General features: G+C 37.4%; 18 protein-coding genes and 2 tRNA genes (1 of these 20 only partly in view). 2 read left to right on the forward strand and 18 right to left on the reverse strand.

Annotated features, from left to right (window positions below):
• Nucleotides 1-38 precede the first annotated feature (38 nt).
• The 13 genes from purB to lptB all read right to left on the reverse strand — a co-directional run bounded on the left by purB (nucleotide 39) and on the right by lptB (nucleotide 17,018).
• On the reverse strand, nucleotides 39-1,385 hold the full coding sequence (gene purB, locus L6469_RS06930; RefSeq protein WP_006283547.1) for an adenylosuccinate lyase: 1,347 nt from the start codon (nucleotides 1,383-1,385) through the stop codon (nucleotides 39-41).
• A 172-nt stretch (nucleotides 1,386-1,557) separates the two neighbouring features.
• Nucleotides 1,558-1,632: transfer RNA gene (locus tag L6469_RS06935), tRNA-Val, on the reverse strand.
• Between the two features lie 402 nt (nucleotides 1,633-2,034).
• Nucleotides 2,035-2,109, reverse strand: a tRNA-Val gene (locus L6469_RS06940).
• A 127-nt stretch (nucleotides 2,110-2,236) separates the two neighbouring features.
• A complete protein-coding gene (mutL, locus tag L6469_RS06945) occupies nucleotides 2,237-4,159 on the reverse strand; it encodes a DNA mismatch repair endonuclease MutL (protein ID WP_006283548.1) in 1,923 nt (640 codons plus the stop codon).
• Nucleotides 4,159-5,793: an OstA-like protein gene (locus L6469_RS06950; RefSeq protein WP_006283549.1), complete on the reverse strand. Its 1,635-nt coding sequence runs from the start codon at nucleotides 5,791-5,793 to the stop codon at nucleotides 4,159-4,161. The genes mutL and L6469_RS06950 overlap by 1 nt, the downstream gene beginning before the upstream one ends.
• Nucleotides 5,794-5,840: 47 nt before the next feature.
• A complete protein-coding gene (locus L6469_RS06955; RefSeq protein ID WP_006283550.1) occupies nucleotides 5,841-7,301 on the reverse strand; it encodes a peptidylprolyl isomerase in 1,461 nt (486 codons plus the stop codon).
• An 11-nt stretch (nucleotides 7,302-7,312) separates the two neighbouring features.
• Complete coding sequence (locus tag L6469_RS06960) at nucleotides 7,313-8,743, reverse strand: peptidylprolyl isomerase (RefSeq protein ID WP_006283551.1); 1,431 nt, start codon at nucleotides 8,741-8,743, stop codon at nucleotides 7,313-7,315.
• Between the two features lie 24 nt (nucleotides 8,744-8,767).
• Nucleotides 8,768-10,252 carry an IMP dehydrogenase gene (guaB, locus tag L6469_RS06965; protein WP_027453618.1) on the reverse strand — a complete coding sequence of 495 codons (1,485 nt, stop codon included), beginning with the start codon at nucleotides 10,250-10,252 and terminating at the stop codon, nucleotides 8,768-8,770.
• 167 nt (nucleotides 10,253-10,419) lie between these two features.
• Entirely contained in the window at nucleotides 10,420-12,600 is a 2,181-nt protein-coding gene (recQ, locus tag L6469_RS06970; protein WP_027453619.1) for a DNA helicase RecQ, read from the reverse strand.
• A gap of 85 nt (nucleotides 12,601-12,685) precedes the next feature.
• Nucleotides 12,686-13,924: an ATP-dependent Clp protease ATP-binding subunit ClpX gene (gene clpX, locus L6469_RS06975; RefSeq protein WP_027453620.1), complete on the reverse strand. Its 1,239-nt coding sequence runs from the start codon at nucleotides 13,922-13,924 to the stop codon at nucleotides 12,686-12,688.
• Between the two features lie 8 nt (nucleotides 13,925-13,932).
• Nucleotides 13,933-14,601 carry an ATP-dependent Clp endopeptidase proteolytic subunit ClpP gene (clpP, locus tag L6469_RS06980; protein ID WP_006283554.1) on the reverse strand — a complete coding sequence of 223 codons (669 nt, stop codon included), beginning with the start codon at nucleotides 14,599-14,601 and terminating at the stop codon, nucleotides 13,933-13,935.
• 137 nt (nucleotides 14,602-14,738) lie between these two features.
• Nucleotides 14,739-16,094, reverse strand: coding sequence for a trigger factor (tig, locus tag L6469_RS06985; RefSeq protein WP_006283555.1), 1,356 nt, complete (start codon nucleotides 16,092-16,094; stop codon nucleotides 14,739-14,741).
• Nucleotides 16,095-16,229: 135 nt separating this feature from the next.
• A complete protein-coding gene (gene lptB / locus L6469_RS06990) occupies nucleotides 16,230-17,018 on the reverse strand; it encodes an LPS export ABC transporter ATP-binding protein (RefSeq protein WP_006283556.1) in 789 nt (262 codons plus the stop codon).
• A gap of 134 nt (nucleotides 17,019-17,152) precedes the next feature.
• On the opposite strand from lptB, the gene L6469_RS06995 reads away from it, so the two are divergent.
• Nucleotides 17,153-17,911 (forward strand): MlaE family ABC transporter permease, encoded by a 759-nt coding sequence (locus L6469_RS06995; protein WP_006283557.1) that lies wholly within the window; start codon nucleotides 17,153-17,155, stop codon nucleotides 17,909-17,911.
• Nucleotides 17,912-17,913: 2 nt separating this feature from the next.
• The gene (locus L6469_RS07000; protein WP_074550274.1) at nucleotides 17,914-18,684 is read left to right on the forward strand and encodes an ABC transporter ATP-binding protein; all 771 of its coding nucleotides are present in this window, start codon (nucleotides 17,914-17,916) and stop codon (nucleotides 18,682-18,684) included.
• Nucleotides 18,685-18,739: 55 nt separating this feature from the next.
• On the opposite strand, the gene L6469_RS07005 is transcribed toward L6469_RS07000, so the two are convergent.
• The 5 genes from L6469_RS07005 to rpmF form a co-directional block, all read right to left on the reverse strand.
• On the reverse strand, nucleotides 18,740-19,141 hold the full coding sequence (locus L6469_RS07005; RefSeq protein ID WP_027453624.1) for a hypothetical protein: 402 nt from the start codon (nucleotides 19,139-19,141) through the stop codon (nucleotides 18,740-18,742).
• Complete coding sequence (der, locus tag L6469_RS07010; RefSeq protein WP_006282027.1) at nucleotides 19,141-20,454, reverse strand: ribosome biogenesis GTPase Der; 1,314 nt, start codon at nucleotides 20,452-20,454, stop codon at nucleotides 19,141-19,143. Before der ends, L6469_RS07005 begins: the two co-directional genes overlap by 1 nt.
• 217 nt (nucleotides 20,455-20,671) lie before the next feature.
• Nucleotides 20,672-21,553, reverse strand: a complete 882-nt coding sequence (gene era / locus L6469_RS07015) for a GTPase Era (RefSeq protein WP_006282028.1) — start codon at nucleotides 21,551-21,553, stop codon at nucleotides 20,672-20,674.
• Between the two features lie 90 nt (nucleotides 21,554-21,643).
• Nucleotides 21,644-22,666 carry a beta-ketoacyl-ACP synthase III gene (locus tag L6469_RS07020; RefSeq protein WP_006282029.1) on the reverse strand — a complete coding sequence of 341 codons (1,023 nt, stop codon included), beginning with the start codon at nucleotides 22,664-22,666 and terminating at the stop codon, nucleotides 21,644-21,646.
• Nucleotides 22,666-22,680: the 3' portion of a 50S ribosomal protein L32 gene (gene rpmF / locus L6469_RS07025; RefSeq protein WP_006282030.1), read on the reverse strand. The gene runs 171 nt beyond the window's last position; only the last 15 of its 186 coding nucleotides appear in the window; its start codon lies off the right edge, out of view — the gene reads right to left on this strand; its stop codon occupies nucleotides 22,666-22,668. Before rpmF ends, L6469_RS07020 begins: the two co-directional genes overlap by 1 nt.

Raw genomic sequence — 22,680 nt, forward strand, 5'->3', positions numbered from 1 at the left:
AAAAATTGATTAAATAACTCTTATATAATAATTATAAATTACATTCCTGTGTAGTTATGTGGAGTAATAGCCATTAACTCTGCCTTAACAGCATCACTTACCTGAAGTTCCTGAATAAACTTATGAATAGTTTCTTCTGTCATTGTTGCATTGGTACGGGTAAGCGCTTTTAACGCTTCATAAGGATGAGGATAAGCCTCTCTACGAAGTATTGTCTGAATAGCTTCTGCTACGACTGCCCATGTATTATCTAGGTCTTCTTCTAATTTTTCTTTGTTCAAAATTAATTTACGAAGTCCTTTCAATGTACTTTGAATAGCAATAACACTATGTCCAATAGGCACACCTACATTACGAAGTACTGTAGAATCTGTTAAGTCGCGCTGTAAACGACTTACTGGTAATTTCTGCGCTAAGAACTGAAGAATAGCATTAGCAATACCCATGTTTCCTTCACTATTCTCATAATCAATTGGATTCACCTTATGTGGCATCGCACTTGATCCTACTTCTCCCGCTTTAATTTTCTGCTTGAAATATTCCATAGAAATATACATCCAAAAATCACGATCCAAGTCGATAATGATAGTATTAATTCTACGAATGGCATCAAATATTGCTCCTAAAGCATCATAATTGCTAATTTGAGTAGTCCACTGTTCACGCTCCAATCCTAATTTCTCACTTACAAACTTATTACCAAAGGCTTTCCAGTCATATGAAGGATAGGCTACGTGATGCGCATTGAAATTACCTGTTGCACCACCAAACTTGGCTGTAAAAGGACAAGCCTTTAAAGATTTTAACTGTTGTGTAAGACGATATACAAAGACTTCGATTTCTTTGCCTAAGCGGGTTGGTGAAGCTGGCTGACCATGTGTTTTAGCCAACATTGGTACGTCTTTCCATTCCTCTGCGTAAGAAGCCAAAAGATCGATCAACTCTTGTACTTGTGGATAGAATACGTCTTCCAAGGCCTCCTTTATTGAGAGAGGAACACTTGTATTATTAATATCCTGTGAAGTAAGACCGAAATGGATAAACTCTTTATACTGATCAAGATTACCAATTTTATCAAATTCTTCTTTGATAAAATACTCAACAGCTTTTACATCATGATTTGTTGTCTTCTCTATATCTTTTACTCGCTGAGCATCTTTCTCATCGAAAGATTTATATATAGCACGGAGCTTATCAAAAAGAGAATGATCAAAACTTGCCAATTGAGGTAATGGCAATTCACATAAAGTTATAAAATACTCAATTTCTACACGCACACGATAACGTATGAGTGCATACTCGGAAAAATAATTTGCTAGTGTTTCTGTTTTACCCCTATAACGTCCATCTATTGGAGAAACTGCGGTTAATGCATCTAATGTCATGACTTACTCGTATTAAATTCGAAGGCAAAAATAATAATTATTATTGGAAAACCACACTTTTATAAGATAAAATATCATAAAAGCGCGAACTTTATAGGACTTTAAATTAATGTTTTCAATCTTGACTTCTATTCAAAACAAAAAAAGGTCCTGAAAATATCAAGACCTTTTGTGGGCGTTGACGGATTCGAACCGCCGACCCTCTGCTTGTAAGGCAGATGCTCTAAACCAACTGAGCTAAACGCCCGTACTTCTTAAAAGCGAGTGCAAAGGTAAGACAAAAATATTAAACCACCAAATCTTCTCGGTATTTTTTACATATTTTAAGATTAAACAATATGTCAACAATCTAAATATGTATTAGTATCCCAAAAAAGACAAAAATTGATAAAGTAAGTCTTCTCTAGACTTCTCACACTTGAGTTGACGAACCATTGTACCTAATAACGAGATAAACCATATAATGGAAGCATTTTACTCCATAGACTAAACGTGTTATAGACCTTACCTTTATAAATATAATCAGCAACAGAATAGTATTATCGTGATAACAAAGTTTTAGCAGACACCAATAATAAATAATATTTTTTCAAAAATACAAACAAAAAAAATCCCTGCAGTCCCGAAAGACTACAGGGAACACCCCTAGTGGGCGTTGACGGATTCGAACCGCCGACCCTCTGCTTGTAAGGCAGATGCTCTAAACCAACTGAGCTAAACGCCCGTACTTCTTAAAAGCGAGTGCAAAGGTAAGGCAAAAAAATTAAACCACCAAATTTTTTACTGAATATTTTTGATTTTTCTTAAAATTGGTCATAAAGCCCACTGTAATCGCTTCCAAGAAGAACCTTTTACCCGAAAAGATGATCTATTTCCTGTTGTGTTAGTATACAGAGGATACTCTTACCATCCGGAGCATAATTTGGATTTGAACAAGCAAAAAGACCGTTCACGATTGCTTCCATTTCTTCATTAGACAAAATTTGACCTTGAGGAATTGCAGCATTTCTGGCTAAACTTAATGATAAAGACTGTCGCATTTCTTCTTTCATCGATTTACCCATATCGATTGCCGAATGTACAATATCTTCTACCAACGTTATAGGATTTATTCCATCAAGTCCCATAGGTATTGCATTAACAGCATAGCTTCCACCTCCTAAATCTGTGAGTTCAAAGCCCATATCTACCATATCAGAAAAGATGTCTTGTAATACTACTTGTTGAGATGGTGTAAAGCGTACTGTTTCAGGAAATAAGACTTTCTGTGACTGAAATGTGTGCTCAATCAACTGTTTTTGATACTGTTCATACAAAATACGTACATGCGCACGATGCTGGTCAATTATCATCAAACCTGACTTTACTGCTGTCATGATGTACTTTGCTTTGTATTGATAATGTAAAGGGGATTTATCTTCTACTAAATGCTCCTTACTTTCCACAACAGTATTTTGTCTACTCTCAAAGATATCTCCTTCTTGTGAAACTGTTTTGGATTTTAATCCTTCATACAGTTTCCCCCACTCTTCCGGTACACGAGCCTGCTTTGATTCAAAAATTTCTCCTTGAGTTATAGCTGCATAATTTGAATCTATTTTTGACGCAAACGTTTGTCCTATCTGTTGTTCTCCATCCTGACTCACCAAATCTTCGCTAGAAGATTCAAATGGATTATAAGACGGATTATAGTTTACCCTTGGAGCTGACAATTGATTGCCACTCTCTCCAAAAACAGGTATTTCTGGCTTTCCTTCAGTATCAAAATCTATAGTAGGAACATTGTTAAAAAGTCCAACTGCCTCCTTTACGGCTGCTGACAAAATCTGCCATATAGCCTGTTCATTTTCAAATTTTATTTCAGTCTTGGTCGGATGGATATTAACATCTATATTATGTGGATCTACATCAAAATATATAAAATAAGGAACCTGTTCTCCTAATGGTACTAACCGATCAAAAGCGCTCATAACTGCCTTATTAAAATAAGGATGTTTCATATAGCGACCATTAACAAAAAAATATTGGTGTGCACCCTTTTTACGAGCAGATTCTGGTTTACCAACGAATCCTGATATTTTACCTAAGCTTGTCTCTACATTTACAGGGAGCAAATCCTGGTTTAAACGCTTTCCGAATATATCTAAAATACGATGTCTAATACTTCCAGGTTGTAAATTGAACATTTCTGTCCCATTGCTATATAAACTGAAATGTATATTAGGATTAACTAATACTATACGCTCAAAAGCCGTAAGTATATTGTTCAGTTCGGTAGTATTCGACTTTAGAAATTTTCTTCTAGCTGGTACATTAAAAAATAAGTTTTCTATTTTAAAATTACTACCTATAGGGCAAGAGCAAGGCTCCTGTCCTATAAACTTTGATCCAGAAATAGAAAGTTGAGTACCTATATCTTCAGAAGCCTGACGCGTTTTAAGCTCTATCTGCGCAACAGCAGCTATGGAAGCTAATGCCTCTCCACGAAATCCCATAGTATGAAGTGCAAAAAGGTCATCAGCCTTTTTGATTTTGGATGTTGCATGTCGCTCAAATGAAAGACGTGCATCTGTATCAGACATACCCTTTCCATCATCTATCACTTGAATAGATGTACGACCAGCATCAACTACAAGAACCTGAATCGATTTGGCTCCAGCGTCGACAGAATTCTCCACCAACTCCTTGATTACAGAAGCAGGTCTTTGAATAACCTCACCCGCCGCTATCTGATTAGCAACAGAATCGGGTAATAACTGTATGATATCGCTCATTATATTTTTACTTCTTCACCTTTTTTCTCGTCTTTTTTACCTATACGTTGTAATGGTGCAGTATGACGACTTACATTCTTTAATTTTTGATCTTCACGTTTACCTCGCCACTCAAAAATATCATTTTTATCTTTTGGACGAATATTATCAAACCATGCAAATGATGGCAACTTATATTTAACTGGAGGTATTTGACTCATTGGATAAAGTGTTCCTGTGGCTTTCGGCATCCATATTCTTACAAGCTGCTGATGTTCATCCATAAACATCTTCGCTGTATCGGTTTCTGTATAGTTCAAGCCAATCATAGAACTATCTTTATCATTTATTGGATAATATACAATTTGCACATTTCCGAAGGAAACTCCTTTCTGAGCTTTACCATTAACAAAAAAAGCCTCCATCTCTCGTGAAGCTACCTGATTATAATGTATGCTATCCCCTAATGATTCTACGGACAACGCTTGTCCGATGACATGCGCATAGCGTAACGTGGAATCATTCATAAACAATTGTATTTTTTCTCCAAGCAACTGTCTTCCTGCATTCCATACAATCGGATCCTTATACATAGTCATACATGAATCCTGAGAATTAAAGACCATAGAATCGCATACCGCCTGAACATCCTGACGGAAGGCGCGAACTTTTGGAAAACAATGAACCTTTCGATAAACAGAATCTGTATTTATATTAAATGTATAGATTTTCATCGTATCAGAATGCATCCACAATGTATCTTTTTGAGAGTAATCTATAGCAACCGGTCTACGTGTAGCAAATCCATATCCTGTTTTTTCATTATAACGCAAATAACCGCAATGAAGAGAGTTCTTATTGCGTTTATCCACATAGATAACGTTACCAAAGCCTTCACTGTCTTTATCTTTAACATAGAACAAGCTATCACCTGTAATAGATTTATCCTTATCTACCATAGTAGAACGCCCATATAATCTGGCACGATCAGTTTTGGTATTATAATAACCATTACTTGTATTTACCACACTACCTTTAGACGTAATTTTCGAAGGGCCAACAACATGAGCAACAGAATTACGTGTATCATAAAACATCGTATCTGTTGTAATGTAATCCCGACCATTTTTTAGATGGACATTATAATAGAATTCAGCCTCTCTCGTATCAACATAATAGCGTCCCCAATCTGCAACAAGTTTGTTTTTTCCATCAGATAAAGTTCCACCTTCTGAGAAATTGACATAATTATAAAGACGATCGTAATCAAGGCTATCCGTATTTAAGACTTGCTTACGATGATGTAATACTACATTATGACGTGCACGCATAAACTGAACTTGTCCATCATAATCGGCATAATCACATTTCAAAGACAACGTATCTCCTTGTCTGAAATGCACATGCCCAAAAGCCTTTACAGAATTTGTTGCCTGATAAAAATAGGCGCTATCACAGGTAAGATGAGAATTCTGATGTCGAAATGACACGTGTCCTGTCAGGATTTGAGCATCAGGATTTACACTATACTGATCAAATCTTAAATTATCCGCATGGATCAGATAAATACGATTATCACCTACTATCTTACGCTTTTTACGTGCTCCAAATGCCGATGACACACAGAGCCCAAACAGGCATAAAATCAGTAACATACTGATTCCATGCCCGCTAATATTTTGCTTTTTCAAATGATTATTTATCATTTAACCCAACCTTCATATTCAAATTTACAATCCTTGTAGCGATCATTCATCTTAACATATGTCTTTTTTATTTTATTGACCACCCAGTCATGAATTGCATTTTCTTTCTCTTTCTTTGTAACTAGATTCTGCATAACCTGAAAATCTTCAGTTATTGTTGCTCTATGACCATCAATTCTAGATTTCAATTTAACTATACAAGCCTGCTTCTTACCTTTAGCATTAACCATAGTAAATGCTGATGAAATCTGTCCGACTTTCAAAGTATCTACAACTCTAGCAATCTCAGAAGGCAAATCCTTCATTTGAAAACGTGATGTACGTCCTGTTTCTGAACTATTGGCCATCAAGCCAAAATTGCTTTTAGTATCTTTATCGTCTGATAGATATGAAGCTGCAGACTCAAATGAGAACTTATTCGCACGAATATCATCTGCGATAGAATCAAGACGAAGCGACGCTGACTGAAGTGCTTCTTCTGATACGGTAGGCTTGAGCAAAATATGACGACAATTAATCTTGTCACCACGTTTGTCTATCAATTGAATAATATGAAAACCAAACTCTGTTTCAACTATCTTAGAAATTTTCTTCGGATCTGTTAAATTAAATGCTACATTCGCAAAAGCTGGATCAAGCATACCTCTACCAATATAGCCTAATTCACCTCCCTGACGAGCAGATCCCGGATCTTCTGAATATAATCGAGCTAGTGTTGAGAACGAAGTTTCTCCATCGTTTACACGCTTTGTAAAGTCACGTAACTGTTCTTTGATACGCTCGGTTTCATCCTTAGATATTTTTGGTTGCCTCGTTATAACCTGAACTTCAACCTCTGTCGGAACAAAAGGAATACTATCCTCTGGCAAATTTTTAAAATAAGCCCTGACCTGAGCTGGAGTCACCTTTATATCCTTAACAAGTTCTTCACGCTCCTTTCTAATCAACTGCTGATTTTTGAAATCATCATGCATTTGCTGACGGATTTGAGTAATCGTCATTTTACGATACTCTTCCAATTTTTCGCGAGAACCAATCAATTGTATCCAATAATTAATCTGATCATCTATACCTTGTGATACTTCTGACTCAGTAACCTCAATACTATCAATTGCTGCCTGATGAAGAAACAATTTCTGAATCGCAAGTTGTTCAGGAATAGAACAATCAGGATCACCCTGAAACTTTACACCCTCAGCTTCGCCCTGCATTCGCATCATTTCAACATCCGATTTTAATATAGGCTCATCACCTACTACCCAAATCACTTCATCAATGATACTATTTTCCTTTATTTCAGGACTATTTTTCGCAGAATCAGCATTAAAGTTCTTATGCTCCAACGAATCATTCACGGTTTGAGCAACTCGAAAATACGGTCTTCCTGCATTTACTGTAATTACAGCCATCAAAAGCAGTCCACTGAACCCACAAAATAATTTGTTTACAGTCTTCATACTATAATAAATTAGTGTTTATTGACAGTAGCCAATATATCTTGATACACTTCTACTGGATATTTCTTCCGCAAAGCCTCTATCCATACCTTTTCTAACTCATCTTGGTAATCTGAAATGACCTTAGATTTTACATCTTCATATGTCTCTGGTCCTTTTTTCAACTTCTTACCAAATATTGCATCTATAGGATAGTCTTTTATTTGCTTAATCTGTGCAGTGTCTACATGAAACACCATTTTATCAACTACGGCATTATCACCTTTCTTGAATATTCCTTTTTCTACACGGATACGTATAGTGGAATCATTATTGAATGTCTTGCGTAAAATAGAAGCCCACTCTTGAAATGGTTTTCCCTTGACACTTTTTTTCACTGCACTTACATCTGCAGCATCTTTTACATGATAGGCAATACCTTTAAATCGAGGTTCATCCCAAGCATAGGATTTTTTATGCCTTTTGAAATAATTTTCTAAGCCTACCTCATCTTTTGCAGCCTTTTCCCAAATTTTACGATTACTAATTTCATAAAGAAGAAGACCATCATGGTATTCTTGAATAAGATATTTCAAATTAGAGTCCTTTTCAGACATATCAGAAGCTCTTTCATCAAGAACAGTTTCTCTCGTAGCTCCTTCTGGTAAAGTCTTGACTATTGAATCGAGATTACGATCTATAATTTGCTCTCGTATACCTCGCTGCTCTATAAATCGATAGATGTTATTCTTGAGAGAATCATATGAAAAGAATTTTCCCTTATCTGTCATCAAGATAATATGATATCCTGCTGGTGAAGAAAAAGGTTTGCTCATTTCACCTTTCTTCATTGAATAAGCAACATCTTCAAATTCCTTGTATGTTTGACCTTTTACGATCCAAGGTAGCAAACCGCCTTGCACAGCAGACCCTTTGTCATCAGAATATTTTTTTGCTAACTCTTGGAAATTAGCTCCCTTTTTAAGAGCATTATAAATGGAATCGATTCGATTTTTCACAATTTCCGCTGCTTTAGCTGGTGCATTTTGCTTTAACAGCAATAAAATGTGAGACGGACGAATCATACCGCCATTATTATCTATACGTTGTCTTTCACTTTCGTATATCTTATGCGCTTCAGCCTCAACTTCAGCTTCTGTAATAAAAGACGGACGCACTTGTTGATCACGATAACTTTCAAATTCCTTTTGAAAAGAAGTTAACGTATCCAGATGCGCATCTTCAGCTGCCTTCACCTTTAGTTTGTAATTGATAAAAAGATCTACATAATCTACGATACTTTTTTTATCAATAACACTGGCAGAATTATTTTTGTTATAAGAATACTCAAACTCAGACCTGCTCACAGGTCTACCTGCTATTTTCATTATAACAGGGTCAGTTTGACCAAAAACCATGCCCCCGTTGAGGAGCATGGCTGTTAACAACGCATATATTTTCATTAGTATTTTTTAAATTACATTTCCTTATTCAGGGCGGCTGTAGTTTGGTGCCTCGCTTGTTATTGAAATATCATGTGGATGACTTTCCAAAACACCAGCATTGGTAATGCGAGTAAACTGTGCATTGTGCAAGTTAGCAATATCGCCAGCACCACAATAACCCATACCTGAACGAAGTCCACCTACTAACTGATAAATAACTTCCTGAACGGTTCCTTTGTAAGGCACACGACCGGCAATACCCTCTGGAACTAGCTTCTTGGCATCACTGATATCATTCTGGAAATAGCGGTCACGAGAACCATTCTTTTGTTCCATAGCTTCCAAAGAACCCATACCACGATAGCTCTTGAATTTACGACCATTGAAAATAATGGTTTCACCTGGACTTTCTTCTGTACCTGCAACCAAAGAACCTATCATAACACTACTACCACCAGCAGCAAGCGCCTTAACAACATCACCTGAGTAACGAAGGCCACCATCAGCTATCAAAGGTACATCTGTATCTTTCAACGCAGAATACACATCATAAATAGCACTCAACTGTGGAACACCAACACCTGCTACAACACGAGTTGTACAGATTGAACCAGGACCAATACCTACCTTCACAGCATCAGCACCATTATCTACCAAATATTTCGCAGCTGCACCTGTAGCAACATTACCAACAATAACATCTACATTAGGGAAAGTAGCCTTAACTTGCTTAAGCTTTTCTACGACACCCTTAGAATGGCCATGAGCAGTATCGATTACGATTGCATCAACACCAGCTTCTACCAAGGCCTTAGCACGATCAAGAGTATCTGCTGTTACACCTACACCAGCTGCTACACGCAAACGACCCTTCTCGTCCTTGCAAGCCATTGGCTTATTTTTAGCCTTAGTGATATCTTTATAAGTAATCAAACCTACCAAATGGTTTTCTGCATCAACAACAGGAAGTTTTTCGATTTTATTCTCCTGAAGAATCTGAGCTGCTGCCAGCAAGTCTGTCTGCTGATGCGTTGTAACCAAATTTTCTTTCGTCATGACGTCATCAATCTTACGATCCATACGACGTTCAAAGCGGAGGTCACGATTCGTAACAATTCCTACTAAATGATTATCCTCATCTACAACTGGGATTCCACCGATATGGTACTCGGCCATCATATCCAAAGCATCTTTAACGGTACGTCCACGCTGAATTGTAACAGGATCGTAAATCATACCATTTTCTGCACGTTTCACAATTGCGACCTGTCGAGCCTGTTCCTCGATTGTCATATTTTTGTGTATTACACCAATACCTCCTTCACGCGCAATAGCAATAGCCATAGATGCTTCTGTGACCGTATCCATAGCTGCTGTCACGAACGGAATATTCAAATCAATGTGACGTGTAAACTTGGTTTTTAACTGTACCTCTTTAGGCAAAACCTCTGAATAAGCAGGGATCAAAAGGACGTCATCGTAAGTAAGTCCGTCCATTACAATTTTATCTGCAACAAATGATGACATATATAACTTAGAAATTTATTGCGTGCAAATATAGTAATAATTTTCCATATATAAAGGGCTATTTTATGATTTTCGTTTTGAATTAATGCTATTTAACGTCCATATAGAGAAGCCCTGTTTGCGTTTTTGCAAACAGGGCTTCTTTATATAACGTTATCACTGCAACTTTAATTCGCATTTTCCGACAGAAATTTAATTCTTACCAACCGAATTTCGTCTTCACTGTAATCATCTCCTAATTCATCTAAGGCTTCATTGAGATCATCCGTTTCACTTTCCATGAAATAATCATAAATGTCATCTACTTTATCATCATCGACAACATCCTCAATAAAATAATCTATGTTAAGTTTAGTGCCACTATATACAATGGCTTCTATTTCATCTAGCAGATCACTAAAATCGAGTCCTTTGGCATCTGCCAGATCATCCAATGCCATTTTACGGTCTATAGACTGGATGATACTAACTTTCAGCATCGATTTTTTCGCTACTGTTCGAACACGAAGTTCTTCAGGTGGAACGATTTGTTTTTCTTCGCAATATTCCTTTATGACTTTCAAAAACTCTTTTCCGTATCGCTTTGCTTTTCCTATACCAACACCTTGTACGTTCGTCAGCTCTTCCTGAGTAACAGGATACATAGTTGCCATCTGTTCCAAAGAAACATCTTGGAAGATCACATATGGTGGCAATTGGTGTTTATGAGCTGTTTTCTTTCGTAAATCCTTCAAAATAGAGAACAACTCTGGATCAAGAGCACTTGTTCCACCCGCCTCATTTGAATCATCTACATAATCATCTGTAAACTCATTATCCATAACGATCATGAAAGGCTCTTGACTCTTGATATACCGTTTACCGGAAGCAGTTAATTTTAACAAGCCATAATTCTCAACATCCTTACGGAGATAACCTGCCAAAAGCGCCTGACGAATTACTGGATTCCACAATTTATTATCCATATCTGCACCTGCACCAAACTCATCTAGCTGATCATGCTTATGCGATACAATATCGTCAGTTCCTCTACCCTTAACAAAGTCAACAATATATTCTTGACGGAAATTTTCTTTTACAGCAGCTACAGCTTTTAAAATAATCAACAAAGCATCCTTGCCATCTATTTTTGTCTTTGGATGCTTACAATTATCACAATTGCCACAATTATCCTGCTCGTATTCCTCACCAAAATAATGAAGGAGCATTTTTCGACGACATACTGAAGATTCTGCATAAGCTGCAGTTTCTTGAAGTAATTGTCTACCGATATCCTGTTCAGCGACAGGCTTACCCTCCATGAATTTTTCTAGTTTCTTCAGATCTTTTTTCGCATAGAAGGCTATACATTTACCTTCTCCACCATCACGACCTGCTCTACCTGTTTCCTGATAGTACCCTTCCAGACTCTTAGGTATATCATAATGGATAACAAAACGCACGTCAGGCTTGTCTATACCCATACCAAAGGCTATAGTCGCAACGATGACATCGATATTTTCCATAAGGAAATCATCTTGGGTCTTCGAACGCGTTGAAGAATCTAATCCTGCATGATAAGCAGCTGCTTTAATATCATTAGCCTTTAAAATTTCTGCAAGCTCTTCAACTTTTTTTCTGGCTAAACAATAAATAATACCACTTTTACCAGGATGCTGTTTAATAAACATAATAATCTGCTTATCTACATCCTTAGTTTTAGGACGTACTTCATAGTACAAGTTAGGACGATTAAACGAGCTTTTAAACTCATGAGCATCTGCTATCCCCAAGCTTCGCTTGATATCCGTACGAACTTTATCCGTTGCAGTGGCGGTCAAAGCTATAACAGGCGCATTACCTATCTGACTGATTATCGGGCGAATTCTTCTATATTCAGGACGGAAATCATGTCCCCATTCCGATATACAATGAGCCTCATCTACAGCATAGAAAGAAATCTTTACCGTTTTAAGGAATTCTACATTATCCTCCTTCGTTAAAGATTCTGGAGCTACATACAACAATTTAGTCTTACCAGCACGAATATCCGATTTCACCTGTTCTACAGCCGACTTATTTAATGAAGAGTTCAAATAATGAGCCACGCCATCACCTTCACTCATACCATTAATAACATCAACCTGATTTTTCATCAAAGCTATTAATGGAGAAATAACTATTGCCGTACCAGGCATAATTAAAGAAGGTAGCTGATAGCACAAACTCTTACCGCCTCCTGTCGGCATCAATACAAACGTATCGTTGCCATCAAGAACATTACGGATAATAGCCTCCTGATCGCCTTTAAATTTATCAAAGCCAAAGTAGCGCTTTAGTGCATCTATAAGATTAACTTCTTTCGTCATAATTATAAAGTAGCTCCTTTATTCACTTTTAAACTGAGTTGTTTTTCATTGTTGAATCAATTGGACCCGAAGGTCCAACTGATAGTTATGCTCCTTGTTGTAATTCCAAGTGAGACTTTTCAAGTTGCTCTTTAGCGTAATCAAGAGTAACTGCAAATGCTTTCAATCGCTTAGACGGAATTTCAAACATGGCATCAATCATAATAGACTCAACGATAGAACGGAGTCCTCGTGCACCAAGCTTGTATTCTACAGCCTTATCAACGATATAATCAAAAACGTCTTCATCGAATGTCAACTTGATACCATCCATTTCAAACAACTTTTCATATTGCTTAATGATTGAATTTTTAGGTTCAACCAAGATTCTGCGCAAAGCTTCACGATCCAAAGGATTAAGGTATGTCAGAACTGGAAGACGTCCGATAATTTCAGGAATCAATCCAAAATGCTTCAAGTCTTGAGGGAGTACATATTTCATCAAGTCACTCTTATCAATCTTTCGTACATTTTGAACGGAATTGTAACCCACGACATGCGTATTCATACGCTGTGCTATTTTTTGTTCGATACCATCAAATGCGCCACCACAAACAAAGAGGATATTACGCGTATCTACATGGATATACTCTTGATCTGGATGTTTACGACCTCCCTGAGGTGGCACGTTAACCATAGTACCTTCCAAGAGTTTTAACAATCCTTGCTGAACACCTTCACCACTTACATCACGAGTAATCGATGGATTGTCACTCTTGCGTGCAATCTTATCAATTTCATCAATAAAGACGATACCTCTTTCTGCTGCGGCTACATCATAATTAGAAACCTGAAGTAAACGGCTAAGGATACTTTCTACATCCTCTCCTACATATCCTGCTTCTGTAAATACAGTAGCATCTACAATTGTGAAAGGAACATCGAGCAACTTAGCAATTGTACGGGCTAGTAATGTTTTACCAGTACCAGTACTACCAACCATAATGATATTACTCTTCTCGATTTCTACTCCATCATCAGCAACAGGCTGTTGTAAACGCTTATAATGATTATAAACAGCCACGGCCAAGGTTCGCTTTGCCTCATCCTGCCCAATAACATACTGATCAAGATATTTCTTAATTTCTTTAGGCTTTGGTACCTTTTTCAATTTAAGAGGATTATCTGAAGCATGCTGTTCTTTTTTGGGAGACAAGCCACTTGTTTGAACGATATCATAAGCCTGCTCTGCACAATTTTCACAGATATATCCGTTCAAACCGGTTATCAATAATTTTACTTCATTTTCACTTCTTCCACAGAAGCTACAAACTTTTTTTGGCATTTTTATTATTACTTCTTGCGCGTGAGAACTGTATCAATCATACCATATTCCTTAGCCTCCTCTGCATTCATCCAATAGTTACGGTCACTATCTTGCCATACTTTTTCATAAGGAGTATGAGAGTGGTTAGAAATAATCGTATAAAGTTCCTTCTTAAATTTCTGAATTTCTTTTGCTTCGATTTCAATATCTGAAGCCTGGCCCTGCACACCACCTAAAGGCTGATGAATCATAACACGGCTATGAGTCAAAGCTGAACGTTTTCCTTCTTGGCCAGACACCAACAAAACTGCAGCCATTGAAGCAGCCATACCTGTACAAATCGTTGCTACATCACTAGATATAAACTGCATGGTATCATAAATACCAAGACCAGCAGTAACACTACCACCAGGACTATTGATATAAATAGAGATATCCTTACCACTATCTACCGAATCTAGATAAAGCAACTGTGCCTGCAGAGTATTGGCTGTATAATCATCGATTTCAGTACCTAAGAAGATAATTCTATCCATCATCAGACGAGAGAACACATCCATCTGAGTAACATTCAGCTGACGTTCTTCCAAAATGTATGGATTTAAATATTGAGCCTGAGCTCTCACTACATCATCGAGAACCATACCGTTCATTCCCAAATGCTTAGTAGCATAATTTCTAAAATCTTTGTTCATATGTTTAATTATCCTTTCGTAATAAACAAGAAAAAGAGGCTATCGACCTTCTTATATCTTTTTCGTAGAAACAAAGATAATAAAAAAAATCGATAACCTCTTTATATAAAAGAAGTTTTTTCTAAAAAACTTGATTATTATTCACTCATCATCTTGTTGAAGTCTTCAACAGAAACTTCCTTCTGATTCAACTTAACAACAGTTTTAAGAACAGCTGAGAGCTTACGATCAATTGAACGATCAACGAGTGCATCAGCACTGTTCTTCTGCTTCAAGATTTCGTTAGCGTAGTTCTCCAAATACTCCTCTGGAATATTAGTCATACCATACTGAGCGAATTGAGCACGAGCTGCTTCCATTGCAGTTTCCTTAATATCAGCATCATCAATCTTGATGTTCTGAGCTGCAACCAACTGCTCCTTAATCAAATGCCATTTCAACTCCTTAATACTGTTCTCGTAGTTATCCTCTACGAACTTCTCACCCTTATCCTGGTTAGAATTCAACATGATTCTCTTCAATAGAGCATCTGGGAATTCAAGTTTACCAACCTTCTTTTCACAATGAGCGCGAACATCCTGGATGAACTTGAAGTCCTGATCTGCCTGCAACTGCTCCTTCAAGCCTTCAGCAATCTTCTCACGGAATGCCTTTTCATCTTTAACCTCACCCTCGCCAAAAGTCTGGTCGAAAAGTTCCTGGTCTACTGCATGCTTCTTGAAACGAGAGATTTCGGTTACCTGGAAGCTGAAATCAGCATTTGCTTCCTTTGCAGCCTCACGATCAATCTTCAACAATGAAGCGATCTCTGCATCGTTTTCAGGATAAGCCTTCTTTGGGTTGAATGTAATAATATCACCTACCTTAGCACCATTGAAAAGGTTCTTCTGCTCCTCTACTTTGATATAGCTTGGCATTACAGAAGCTGCTTCTACTGTGATACCTTCTTCCTTTGTATTGCCATTCTCATCCAACTCACGGAGATCACCCTTCAAGATGTCATTATCCTCGTAAGACTCAGCCTTTTCATAGCTACCCATACGTGAAGTAAACATCTCTACCTGCTGATCGATCAATTTATCATCAACTGTGATTGTATAATAATCAACCTTATCGCGACCTGTAAGAGAAACCTTAAATTCTGGAGCTACTGCGATATCAAATACAAAAGTGAATGTACTTTCGTTTTCAAGATCCTGACGTTCCTGCTTCTCTGAAGGAAGAGGTTCACCCAACATCTGAATCTTATTATCCTGTACATACTTATAGATTTGCTCACCAACAAACTTGTTGATCTCATCCATTTTAACAGATGCACCAAACTGACGTTTAACCAAGCTCATTGGTACCTGACCAGGACGGAAACCAGGAATGTTAGCTTTTTTGCGATAGCTCTTTAATGTCTTCTCGACGTTTTCCTTGTAATCAGCCTCTTCTACTGTAAGAGTCAAAAGACCATTTACTTTGTCAGGATTCTCGAATGAAATTTTCATCTTGATAAATTTTATTTATTTAATATTATTTTTATTCTCAGAAACGACTTGCAAAATTACTCATAATTAACGTAAATACCTAATATAATGGAGAAAAATTGGATTTTTTAACCATAAAAGTATATCTTCTTTACGTTATCCTTCAGCTTCTTCAGCTAGTTCATCTTCCTCATTCGGCTTAAACTTACGATATACAAAGTTATCACTAAGATAATTTTTACGTACAATCGGATTTTCTGCTAGTTCTTCAGGTGTTCCGTGAAAAAGGATTCTACCTTCAAAAAGAAGATATGCTCTATCCGTTATAGATAGCGTTTCCTGCACATTATGGTCAGTTATCAAAATACCGATATTACGATATTTCAAGCGCCACACTATATGTTGAATATCCTCCACAGCAATCGGGTCCACACCTGCAAAAGGTTCATCAAGCATGATAAATTTTGGATCTATAGCCAAACAACGAGCTATTTCCGTACGACGACGTTCACCTCCAGACAATTGGTCTCCCTTATTTTTCCTAACTTTATTAAGGCGAAACTCTTGAAGCAAACTCTCTAATTTATCCAACTGCTGAGCATGCGACAATTTTGTCATTTCCAATACAGACATGATATTGTCTTCAACGCTCATTTTACGGAACACACTAGCTTCCTGTGGCAAATAACCTATACCAGCTCTTGCACGCTTATAAACCGGATAGTCAGTTATCTCCTGATTGTTAAGATAGACATGGCCATCATTAGGAACCACAAGTCCTGTTGTCATATAGAAAGAAGTCGTCTTGCCTGCTCCATTAGGGCCAAGCAAGCCTACAATTTCACCTTGCTTCACCTCAATAGATACGCCATTAGCTACAGTACGTTTTCCATAAGTCTTAACCAGGCCCTCTGTGCGAAGCACCATCTGTTCTTGATTGTCCATATTTAGAATAATTTAGGTGCAAAAATACTAAAAATCAGTCTAATATCACTGATAAATTCTAAAACTATTTGGAATATTGCAGTTTTTTTGTGGAATTTGGTTACTTTTGCAATTACAATTAACAGCAAAAAAGTATGTTCATCACAAAGTTATTACATAAATACCTTACCGTATTAGGTACCTATATCCAATTAATGGGTAAAGTATTTTCTCGCCCCGAACGTTTACGAATGTATAGCAAACAATATATCAAGGAAATGACTCAACTTGGAGTTGATTCCATTGGTATCGTTTTACTAATTTCGTTTTTTATTGGTGCTGTTATCTGCATCCAGATGAAACTGAATATTCAGAGTCCATGGATGCCACGATGGGTAGCCGGCTATACCACACGAGAAATCATGCTATTGGAATTTAGTTCTTCTATCATGTGCCTGATTCTTTCTGGTAAAGTAGGTTCTAATATTGCCTCTGAATTGGGAACTATGCGAGTAACTCAGCAAATTGACGCATTAGACATTATGGGAGTCAATTCTGCAAGTTATCTTATTCTACCGAAAATTGCAGCATTGGTTACCATTATGCCTTTTTTGGTTATTTTCAGTTCTGCCATGGGTATCGTTGGTGCATATGGTACTGCATATATCGGACAAATTCTTTCCCCAGAAGATTTAACGTTAGGTATCCAGCACTCTTTTAATCAATGGTTCATTTGGATGAGCATTATCAAGAGTCTGTTCTTTGCATTCATCATTTCCAGCGTTTCTTCTTATTTCGGATATACTGTAGAAGGAGGATCTGTCGAGGTTGGTAAAGCGAGTACTACTGCTGTGGTTAATTCCAGCGTATTGATCCTATTTTCTGATGTATTTTTAACCCAAATGCTCTCTTAACAATGATAGAAGTAAAACATTTAACCAAATCCTTTGGCGAAAAAACAGTTCTCGAGGATATCAATACCGTTTTTGAAACCGGTAAAACAAATTTAATCATTGGTCAGAGTGGTTCCGGAAAAACGGTTCTGATGAAAAATTTGGTAGGCCTTCTTACACCTACTCAGGGTGAAATATTATATGACGGAAGAGACTTTGTTCAAATGAGTAAAAAAGAAAAGGTAGCCATGAGACGAGAAATGGGAATGATCTTTCAGAGTGCTGCTCTTTTCGACTCTATGACTGTACTCGAAAACGTACGCTTTCCTCTTGACATGTTTTCATCCATGAATTATAACGAACGGGTTAAAAGAGCGCAAGACTGCTTAGATCGTGTTAATCTGATTGATGCTCAGAAAAAATTCCCTGGAGAAATTTCTGGTGGTATGCAGAAACGTGTTGCTATCGCTCGCGCTATCGTACTCAATCCTAAATATTTATTCTGTGATGAACCAAACTCTGGATTAGACCCAAAAACATCACTAGTTATAGACGAACTTCTGTCAAGCATCACAAAAGAATTTAATATTACCACGATTATTAATACCCATGATATGAATTCAGTTATGGGAATTGGAGATAATATCAACTTCATTTACAAAGGTCATAAAGAATGGCAAGGAACAAAAGATGAAGTCATGGAATCTACAAATGAGAAACTGAATGCACTTGTTTTTGCTTCAGACTTATTCCGAAAAGTAAAACAAGCAGAGATGAAAGGTGAAAAATTATAAGCTATCAACTGATACAAAAAAAATCGTCTTAGGATTAATCCCAAGACGATTTTTTTTATCTCATTTTCCAAATTCCTTGGTATTGTATCATTGGAACAACTATTTGTTCATTTGATTTATCACCATAATTCAAAACCAAAAAAACTTGAGCTGTGCGTCTAGCAGTATCTGCCTTAGCATTAGCTATTGTTACCTCTTTGATACCCTGATGCTCAACATTCTGCTGTCCTATGTACATTTTAGCATTTGCTATTAACTGCTCACGATACACCGCAGGAATACTATCTCGACGATAAGTAGCATCTACAAACTCTTCATACTTTCCTTGAAGAAGTTCATCATAATAACCTTTGGCCGCAATTGCTGCTAACTGTCCCATGTCCTCTTCCTTTTCATGAGAACAGGAAACAGCGCATAAGGACAGAAGCAAAATAATAAACATCAACAGTTTTTTCATTATTTCTGACGAATGAAAATATTGATAGGACATCCATGAAGATTCCAGTTTTCACGTATCTTATTCTCCAGGAATCTACGATAATTCTCCTTCACATACTGAGGTAAGTTAGCATAGAATACGAAAGAAGGAATCTGTGTATTAGGCAACTGAGTACAATATTTAATCTTAATGTACTTACCCTTGATACTCTGAGGAGGAGTAGCCTCGATAATAGGCAGCATCACCTCATTTAATTTAGATGTACCGATATGAATCTTACGATTCTGATACACATCCTTTGCAGTTTCTAAGACTCTGAAGATACGTTGCTTAGTCAGAGCAGAAGCAAAGATTATTGGGAAATCCACAAATGGTGCCATACGCTTACGGATAGCATTTTCAAAGGTATCTATTACCTTCTGCGATTTTTCCTCTACCAAATCCCACTTATTAACTACAACGACAAGAGACTTATTGTTTCTTTGAATTAACTGGAAGATATTCATATCCTGTGCTTCAATACCACGAGTTGCATCAAGCATCAAGATACATACATCACTGTTTTCAATAGCACGAATAGAACGCATTACAGAGTAGAATTCCAAATCCTCTGTTACTTTGTTCTTACGACGTATACCTGCTGTATCAACTAAATAAAAGTCAAAACCAAACTTATCATATTTCGTGTATATACTATCACGGGTAGTACCTGCGATTTCAGTAACGATATTACGATCTTCACCGATAAACGCATTGATAATACTGCTTTTTCCTGCATTAGGACGACCAACTACTGCAAAACGAGGTATATCCTCCTCTATGGTTTCTTCTGGACTATTAGGCATTTTCTCCAAAATCATATCCAGAAGATCACCTGTACCACCACCAGTAGCAGCACTGATACAAACAGGGTCTCCCAAACCCAACTTATAAAATTCTGCTGCCTCATAGTATTCACCACTATTGTCTACCTTGTTGGCAACAAGAATAATAGGAAGTTTTGCACGACGAAGAATCTTGGCTACATCAACATCCCAATCGGTTACACCTGTTTCTGTATCTACTAAGAAAAGAACCAAATCTGCCTCTTCTGTAGCTACTAACACCTGTCTACGAATAGCATCTTCAAAAATATCATCAGATTTTACAACCCAACCTCCGGTATCTACAACCGAAAAGTCTTTACCATTCCATGAAACCTTGCCATACTGGCGGTCGCGTGTGGTACCTGCAGTATCACTTACGATAGCACGACGAGACTGAGTAAAACGATTGAAAAGCGTTGATTTTCCTACATTAGGACGACCAACAATTGCAACTAAATTTGCCATTGCTATTTACAAAGAGCTTATCTCTCCATAAAGATTGGAGAGTTAGGGAGAGGTCACCGCACCCTAGTTAATACTCTGTTTGCCGAGATGTGACCTTCTTTCCCGGCTCTCTCTTGCGAGAGGGTTTGTCCTCAATACCATTCAGGACAGAATGCTGGATAAACAAATATATTCTCTTTCACTCTCCAACTAAGCAAAAGAGAAAACTATATGATTATTATTCCGGATTATAACCGAAACTATCAAGTTCACGTTGTGAATTACGCCAATCCTTATCAACCTTTACAAAAGTTTCCAAGAATACTCTTTTATCGAAAAATTTCTCAAGTGTCTTACGAGCTTCACTACTTACTTTCTTAAGAGCAACACCCTGATGACCTATAATGATACCTTTTTGCGAATCACGCTCCACATAAATTACCGCATTGATATGAATACGCTTTTCGTCTTCCTTAAATCTCTCGACAACAACTTCTACAGAATAAGGAATTTCTTTATCATAGTAAAGAAGTATCTTTTCTCGTATAATCTCGCTAACAAAGAACTTAGCAGGCTTGTCGGTCAATTGATCCTTATCAAAATAAGGAGGAGAATCAGGAAGAAGTTCTTTGATACGCTTCATCAGCATATCAACACCGAATTTATTTTTTGCTGAAATAGGTAGAATCTCTGCATTTGGAAGCAAACCATGCCATTTTTCTACAATATCGCCCAATAGCTTCTGATTACTTTCATCTATTTTATTGATAACAAGCAATACAGGAATTGTCATTTTCTTCACCTTGTCAAGAAAATCCTGATTCTTCTCTGGACTTTCTATAACATCAGTAACATAGAGTAAAACATCAGCATCAGCAAGAGCCGACTCTGAAAAAGCCAACATCATCTCCTGCATTTTGTAGTTTGGTTTCAAAACACCTGGAGTATCAGAAAAAACGATCTGACAATCATCATCATTGACAATACCCATAATGCGATGACGCGTAGTTTGAGCCTTAAATGTAGCAATACTAATACGCTCACCGACAAGTTGGTTCATTAATGTACTTTTACCAACATTCGGATTACCTACTATATTAACAAAACCTGCCTTATGCATATTCTATTGGATTATTAGTAATGAACAAAAAAACGCATCCCTTATCGAAAAATAAGAAGAATGCGTTTTCTTGTTGATATCTTTCTTTGTTTATTTCGAACCAGCTACATCAGCACCATCGTAAGCCCACTTGATATAAGCAGCACCATTAACGAAACCAGCACCAAATGCAGTGAATATCATATTATCACCTTTCTTAAGTTCCTTTTCTTTATCCCAAAGAACCAAAGGCATACAAGCCGCACTGGTATTACCATAATTTTGGATATTAACCATGACTTTCTCCATCGGCATATTTAAACGCTTAGCAAGAGCTTCGATAATACGTAAGTTAGCCTGATGAGGGACAACATGAGCTATATCGTCAACAGTAAGGTTATTACGCTCCATAACCTTTGCGCAATCATCACCCATAGCAGTTACAGCATAACGGAAAACCATACGACCTTCCTGATATGTATAATGCAGACGATGATCTACAGTAAATCTTGATGGAGGACAAACCGACCCACCTGCCTTTATATGCAAGAAAGGAAGACCTTTACCATCTGTTCGAAGTTCAGAATCGATGAGACCAATGTTCTCTTCTTCTGTTCCTTCAACCATTACAGCACCAGCACCGTCACCGAAAAGTGGACAAGTTGCGCGATCTTGATAATCCGTAATAGATGACATTTTATCAGCACCTATAACGATTATCTTTTTGTAACGACCACTCTGAATCATGCTACAAGCTACATCCAAAGCATAAAGGAAACCACAGCAAGCGGCAGAGAAATCAAATGCAAAAGCATTCTTTAGTCCTAACTTTCCTAATACAATTGAAGCTGTAGACGGATGTACATAATCAGGAGTAGTGGTAGCTACCATGACCGCATCAATGCTATCGGGATCAGAGGCAGTCTTCTTCATCAGAAGCTTAGCTGCCTTACGTGCCATATAAGAAGTGCCGAGTCCCTCTTCTGTGAGGATACGGCGCTCCTTAATACCTGTACGTGTTGTAATCCACTCATCATTGGTGTCAACCATTCTAGACAATTCCTCATTATTGAGAACATAGTCTGGAACATAACCAGCTACACCAGTGATGATAGCGTTAATTTTCTGCGGCATTATTCAGCAGCTTC

Origin of the sequence: Segatella baroniae B14 (assembly GCF_022024235.1) — a bacterium.
Lineage (GTDB): Bacteria > Bacteroidota > Bacteroidia > Bacteroidales > Bacteroidaceae > Prevotella > Prevotella bryantii.

Excerpts from the sequence above, each read along its gene's own strand:
- L6469_RS07000 (WP_074550274.1), top strand. The coding sequence starts at position 17,914 with ATGATAGAAGTAAAACATTTAACCAAATCCTTTGGCGAAAAAACAGTT.
- L6469_RS06955 (WP_006283550.1), bottom strand. The coding sequence starts at position 7,301 with ATGAAGACTGTAAACAAATTATTTTGTGGGTTCAGTGGACTGCTTTTG.
- clpP (WP_006283554.1), bottom strand. The coding sequence starts at position 14,601 with ATGAACAAAGATTTTAGAAATTATGCTACTAAGCATTTGGGAATGAAC.
- lptB (WP_006283556.1), bottom strand. The coding sequence starts at position 17,018 with ATGGACAATCAAGAACAGATGGTGCTTCGCACAGAGGGCCTGGTTAAG.
- L6469_RS06950 (WP_006283549.1), bottom strand. The coding sequence starts at position 5,793 with ATGTTACTGATTTTATGCCTGTTTGGGCTCTGTGTGTCATCGGCATTT.
- mutL (WP_006283548.1), bottom strand. The coding sequence starts at position 4,159 with ATGAGCGATATCATACAGTTATTACCCGATTCTGTTGCTAATCAGATA.
- der (WP_006282027.1), bottom strand. The coding sequence starts at position 20,454 with ATGGCAAATTTAGTTGCAATTGTTGGTCGTCCTAATGTAGGAAAATCA.
- L6469_RS06995 (WP_006283557.1), top strand. The coding sequence starts at position 17,153 with ATGTTCATCACAAAGTTATTACATAAATACCTTACCGTATTAGGTACC.
- L6469_RS07020 (WP_006282029.1), bottom strand. The coding sequence starts at position 22,666 with ATGCCGCAGAAAATTAACGCTATCATCACTGGTGTAGCTGGTTATGTT.
- clpX (WP_027453620.1), bottom strand. The coding sequence starts at position 13,924 with ATGCCAAAAAAAGTTTGTAGCTTCTGTGGAAGAAGTGAAAATGAAGTA.
- L6469_RS06960 (WP_006283551.1), bottom strand. The coding sequence starts at position 8,743 with ATGAAAATATATGCGTTGTTAACAGCCATGCTCCTCAACGGGGGCATG.
- L6469_RS07005 (WP_027453624.1), bottom strand. The coding sequence starts at position 19,141 with ATGAAAAAACTGTTGATGTTTATTATTTTGCTTCTGTCCTTATGCGCT.
- recQ (WP_027453619.1), bottom strand. The coding sequence starts at position 12,600 with ATGACGAAAGAAGTTAATCTTATAGATGCACTAAAGCGCTACTTTGGC.
- era (WP_006282028.1), bottom strand. The coding sequence starts at position 21,553 with ATGCATAAGGCAGGTTTTGTTAATATAGTAGGTAATCCGAATGTTGGT.
- purB (WP_006283547.1), bottom strand. The coding sequence starts at position 1,385 with ATGACATTAGATGCATTAACCGCAGTTTCTCCAATAGATGGACGTTAT.
- guaB (WP_027453618.1), bottom strand. The coding sequence starts at position 10,252 with ATGTCATCATTTGTTGCAGATAAAATTGTAATGGACGGACTTACTTAC.
- tig (WP_006283555.1), bottom strand. The coding sequence starts at position 16,094 with ATGAAAATTTCATTCGAGAATCCTGACAAAGTAAATGGTCTTTTGACT.